This window comes from Thermostichus sp. MS-CIW-23 (assembly GCF_054059455.1).
This window is the reverse complement of sequence record NZ_JBSSCC010000074.1, coordinates 1-4,396: the sequence shown is the minus strand read 5'-3', so window position 1 is coordinate 4,396 and position 4,396 is coordinate 1. Positions and strand designations below refer to the sequence as shown.

The 4,396-nt window shown below is 57.3% G+C and carries 4 protein-coding genes; 1 reads left to right on the top strand and 3 read right to left on the bottom strand.

The genetic code is table 11. From position 1 onward, the window contains the following. Positions 1–332 precede the first annotated feature (332 nt). From ACVW0B_RS14195 to ACVW0B_RS14185, 3 genes are all read right to left on the bottom strand, one after another. Positions 333–1,256: a fructosamine kinase family protein gene (locus ACVW0B_RS14195; RefSeq protein WP_457395921.1), complete on the bottom strand. Its 924-nt coding sequence runs from the start codon at positions 1,254–1,256 to the stop codon at positions 333–335. Between the two features lie 161 nt (positions 1,257–1,417). After that, positions 1,418–1,687 (bottom strand): IS630 transposase-related protein, encoded by a 270-nt coding sequence (locus tag ACVW0B_RS14190; protein WP_457491981.1) that lies wholly within the window; start codon positions 1,685–1,687, stop codon positions 1,418–1,420. Positions 1,688–1,911: 224 nt separating this feature from the next. Further along, positions 1,912–3,213: a D-alanyl-D-alanine carboxypeptidase gene (locus ACVW0B_RS14185; protein WP_457491980.1), complete on the bottom strand. Its 1,302-nt coding sequence runs from the start codon at positions 3,211–3,213 to the stop codon at positions 1,912–1,914. A gap of 629 nt (positions 3,214–3,842) precedes the next feature. Between ACVW0B_RS14185 and ACVW0B_RS14180 the strand changes: the two genes are divergently transcribed. Then, positions 3,843–4,340 carry a MarR family winged helix-turn-helix transcriptional regulator gene (locus ACVW0B_RS14180; protein ID WP_457387589.1) on the top strand — a complete coding sequence of 166 codons (498 nt, stop codon included), beginning with the start codon at positions 3,843–3,845 and terminating at the stop codon, positions 4,338–4,340. Positions 4,341–4,396: the final 56 nt, after the last annotated feature.

The following is a 4,396-nucleotide window of genomic DNA, read 5'->3' as shown; positions in this document are numbered from 1 at the left end:
GAAGACTTCTTTACTACTGATCAATCCATCCTCCTTCCGAAGTTGGTTTGCTAAGTGCTGCTATTGTACCCCTTGAGCCCTTAACAGGCTGTATCGTCATTTCCACTCAAACTCAGAACACTGTGCCCACACCTAAACCGTTGGTCGCGTCTTCGCGTCAGCGTTGCGGTTCCCGTCAGGGTGCCGTAGGCATAGCAATAGCGTTGCGGAGCAATAATGCAGGGGGTTAGAAGGTTTTTCAAGGACTCCGTCCCGCTGGCGCGATAGGACTCCGTCCCGCTGGCGCGAGCAGTAGCCCAGGCGTCTCATCTTAACCTGAACAACCATACGATTTATCCAAGAAATTGCAAACACTGCTGCAAAGCCCGCTGCACCGAGCCTAGGTAGCCCTCTCCAAACAGGTTGAGATGGTTGAGCCAGTGGTAGAGCTGGTAGAGGGGCTTGCGGTGAGGATATCCCTTATCCAAAGGATAGGTCTGCTGATAAGCCCGATAGAACTCCGGCGGAAAGCCGCCAAACAGTTCTGTCATCGCCAGATCCGTCTCTCGATCCCCGTAGTAGGTGGCCGGATCGAAAATCACCGGGGATCCATCGGCCAAGGCCCCGTAGTTGCCGCCCCACAGATCTCCATGCAACAGAGCGGGTTCTGGCCTGTAGTCCTGAAAAAAGGCTTCCAGCTCCGCCATTACCCGTTCGGCTTGGGCCACCCACGTGCCGCGATACCCCTGTTGGCAAGCCAATTTCACCTGGTAGAGCAGCCGCTGTTCCCGATAAAAATCCGGCCAATTCTGCCGCCAACTGTTGATCTGCGGCGTGGAGCCGATGGTGTTGTCCCGCTCCCAACCGTAGCTGCCGTTGGGGGATAGGGTGCGGTGCAACTGGGCCAACTGGGATCCCAATAAACCCGCAGTCTGCGGACGGGGCGAGGTTAGCTCCAGGTATTCCAGCACCAAGTAGGCCTGCTCTCCTACGGATCCCCAGATGATGGGCTGGGGCACGCGAATGGCCTGGGCAGCCGCTAGGGTTTGCAAGCCCGCAGCTTCCGCTGCAAACATCTCCAGCGCCCTTTCTCCCCCACGGGCCAATTTGACGAAGTAGTCTTTTACCCCTTCTGCAAGAGGGCTTTGGGAAGCGCAAGAAAACCGATAGGTGGCGTTGATGCTGCCTCCGCCCACAGAACGATACTGTAGGGGCTGGATGGGATCCCCTGTTGCTTCTGAAAGGTGCTGGGCGATGGTCTGCCAAAGAGTTTGCATCAGCAGCAAAAGTCAATTGTCGGAGAAAAACAGGTACTTATGGTCATTTCGGGTAGTCATTTCAGGTTAGGGTGAGACGCCTGAGCCATTGCCTGGGCCATTGAGAAAAGCCCTATGGCCCCGTGCATTCAAAGTTTTAGGTGTGGGCGCAGTCTCCTGGTTTAATTGAAATGACCATAACTCTTTTTTTGTGCTACTTTCACCTTCTCATTCTCAAGAGCACAGTCAATAGCGCGAGGACCCCGTCCCGCTGGCAGGACGGGTTGGACGCCAGACCGGGCTCTATCCTTCAGTCGAGCTTCTGGGTACTGGTCTCCGTCTTGCTGCAGGGCAGCCGAGTCTATCTTGCGCTTGCGGGTCTTGACTTTTGTCGGCCTCAGGTCTTCTCGGTTCAGCCAGCGATAAACTGTTGCACGACTAACCTTGTTCATCCGTGCAACTGCTCCCTTCCTGGACATACCCTATGACTCTCTCTCAGGTCTAAGCTTCCTCCTGAGGTCTACCTCCATGCCTTCTTAGCTGCAGGGCCGTCTCATTCTTAAATGAATTGACCCTGTTCCTAACCTGTGGGGCTCTGGGGTCTTGAGCTTCCGCCTCCTATGGGGAAAGTGGGGGGAGAGCTGTATCTCAAATTAAGTTCGAATTGAGGTCAGCATTAGCGGCGGAGAGGCTCAGAAATGGCCACCACATCCTGCAGAAACTGATCCTGTTGCTGGCGCAAAATGCCCAGGTCAGGACCTTGGTTGAGCAGGACAAAGTGGATGCCATTCGGCAGCTGCCCCATCGTCATCAACCGATCCGCAGCGGATCCCACCTGAGCAGCCGTGCCTGGGGGCAAGGTGCGCGCCCGCAGGGTGCTGTGGCCAGTGCCCGCTCTGGGCAAGATCCGAGTCGGATCCCCATCTGTGAAATCTACCAGGTGTTCCCAGAGATGAGCTAGAGCGCGGGGGGAAAGGTACAGCGCTCGCCCTCTTTGCCCCAGGCGAATGTCTTGCTCGGCGGGGGCCATTTGGGAATCCAGGCGGGAAATGGGCTGAGCCGCCAACCGCTGCCGCAGGTACTCCAGCAGGGCTGTTTCGCCCCCCAGTTGCGCCAACAGGGCTTCTGCCATGGCTCGGTCGTTGCTGCCATTGAGGATCTGCAACAGGGATCCCAGGCGTAGCGAGGTATAACGAGCCAAGCAGTGGGCGTCCGCGGGCAGGGCTGTCAGGGTTGACACCGAGCCGCGAATGGCAACCGGGTGGGGCTGTTGCGTATCGCTGAGGAGCTCTGCCAAACGCCGAGCACCGGCCAAAGGATCGGGAGGATCGGGTTGGCCCAGCAAACGGAAGGGGGGCAACACCTTCACATCCCCGTCGATCTGGCGAATGTTGAGGCTATGCAAATGGCGGGCCAGCTCTGCCACATTCGCTTCCGTGAAATAGGGATCCCCGCCACCCACCAGGATCAAATCTCCCGTCAAGCGATGGCCCAACCGATGGCCTGTGGTGTAGAAGCGGGTCTCAAAGCGATGCTCGTAACCCCAAGTCTCCAGGGCCATCAAGCTGATGGCCAACTGATCCAAGGCTCCCACCGGCAAAGGTCGATCCAGCCCATGCTCCGCCAACAGCTCCCCTTCCGGCGTCCAGAGCAGGATCCCCTGTTGAGAGAGCGCTCCCCCTTGGGCCGCCAATCCTTGCAAAAAGCCGGACAAGACCGAAGCGTAAGGAGAATCTTCCCACTGCGGCGATTGGGCGCGGGGCCACCAAGGGGGAAGGCCCGGAGTCCCACTTGGGGAAGGCAGCGGCGGCGGTGGAGTGGGGATGGGGGGGAAGGGATTCTGAGTCAATGTGGGAGACTCGACTTCAGCACCTGTGGGGTTGCTCCAGCAGGCCCCCAAGGCCAAAGCACCAGCTAACGGGATCCCTGCCCAGAGGAGACGACGATGGGGGCGCAACCCCTGTGGGATAAGCGGCATGATGACCTCACAAAGACACTTGCAAAGGACAACGGGCTGGCAAAAGACTTGACGCTACTCTAGTGCCATCCGAACTGCCTTGGCAAATCTCTGTGCCAGCCTTTTCCAGCGTTATCGACTCCGGCCAAGGCAAGCCCATCTTTTGCTTGTCAGGGATCCCAGTCGGCTGTGACGTAAACTACCCGACACCAACCGCTAGGCGGTACGGAGCGGGCTTTTAGTAGCCCTGCAGTTAGCAAGCCAACCACGAGCCTCTGGGGTGGTTTACAGCACCCCCAATCGACCGTTACCAGTGCCTTAAACAACCGTTTCTGGTGTCCGCAGTATTATTGTAGCATTCCTCCCGACACCGACCCTACGGGTACAGTGCGGGGCTCCTGCAATTTCTAGCTGATGGGTAGCCAAAAAATGTTGTATGGCCTGATGGATATCTTTATGGATATCTTTTGCAACTGTAATGGCCGCAGATCGTCTGTTGGCTGTGCAAGGGCTAGGCCGTACTGCAGATCACACAACCTTCTCGGCAAACCGTAAGCTCCTTCTCTCCTTCTCCTCAGTAAAAGATAAAATAGGGCGATTTAGATTCCGAGCATTCCAGGCCGCCGATGGGAAACAGTCAAACCGGGGAGATGGTTCAATCGGAAAAGCAGGCTTTCCTGGAACGGTGGCATGACATTCTCGCCCCCAACTCCCTGGGCTACCGCATTCGGCTGTTGTCTCAATTGGTGCGGCGGAAGTTGCAGTCTCATTTGGAGCCTTTTGGCCTGACCATCTCCCATTGGGTGGTGCTCTGCTGCCTTTGGGAAGAAGACGGGATCCCTACTTCCACTATTTGTGAGCGCTTGCAGCAGTTGGGGGGCACCATGACCGGGGTGTTGGATGGCATGGAAAAACGGGAGCTGATCCGGCGGCAGCGAGATCCTGAGGATCGGCGGATTTGGCGGGTCTACCTCACACCTGCAGGGGAGGAGCTGAAAGACGTTTTACCCCCTCTGATTTGGCAGTTGCGGGAGCAAACCTACGGCTGTCTCAGCCCAGAAGAACAGGCAACCCTCTCGCGGTTGGTGGATCGGCTGATCGCCCATCTGTCAGCTAGAAATCGCAGGAGCCCCGCACTGTACCCGTAGGGTCAGTGTCGGGAGGAATGCGGAAGTTATGATAGAACCATGACCCAAGTCCTGAC

Excerpts from the sequence above, each read along its gene's own strand:
- ACVW0B_RS14180 (WP_457387589.1), top strand. The coding sequence starts at position 3,843 with ATGGTTCAATCGGAAAAGCAGGCTTTCCTGGAACGGTGGCATGACATT.
- ACVW0B_RS14185 (WP_457491980.1), bottom strand. The coding sequence starts at position 3,213 with ATGCCGCTTATCCCACAGGGGTTGCGCCCCCATCGTCGTCTCCTCTGG.
- ACVW0B_RS14190 (WP_457491981.1), bottom strand. The coding sequence starts at position 1,687 with ATGAACAAGGTTAGTCGTGCAACAGTTTATCGCTGGCTGAACCGAGAA.
- ACVW0B_RS14195 (WP_457395921.1), bottom strand. The coding sequence starts at position 1,256 with ATGCAAACTCTTTGGCAGACCATCGCCCAGCACCTTTCAGAAGCAACA.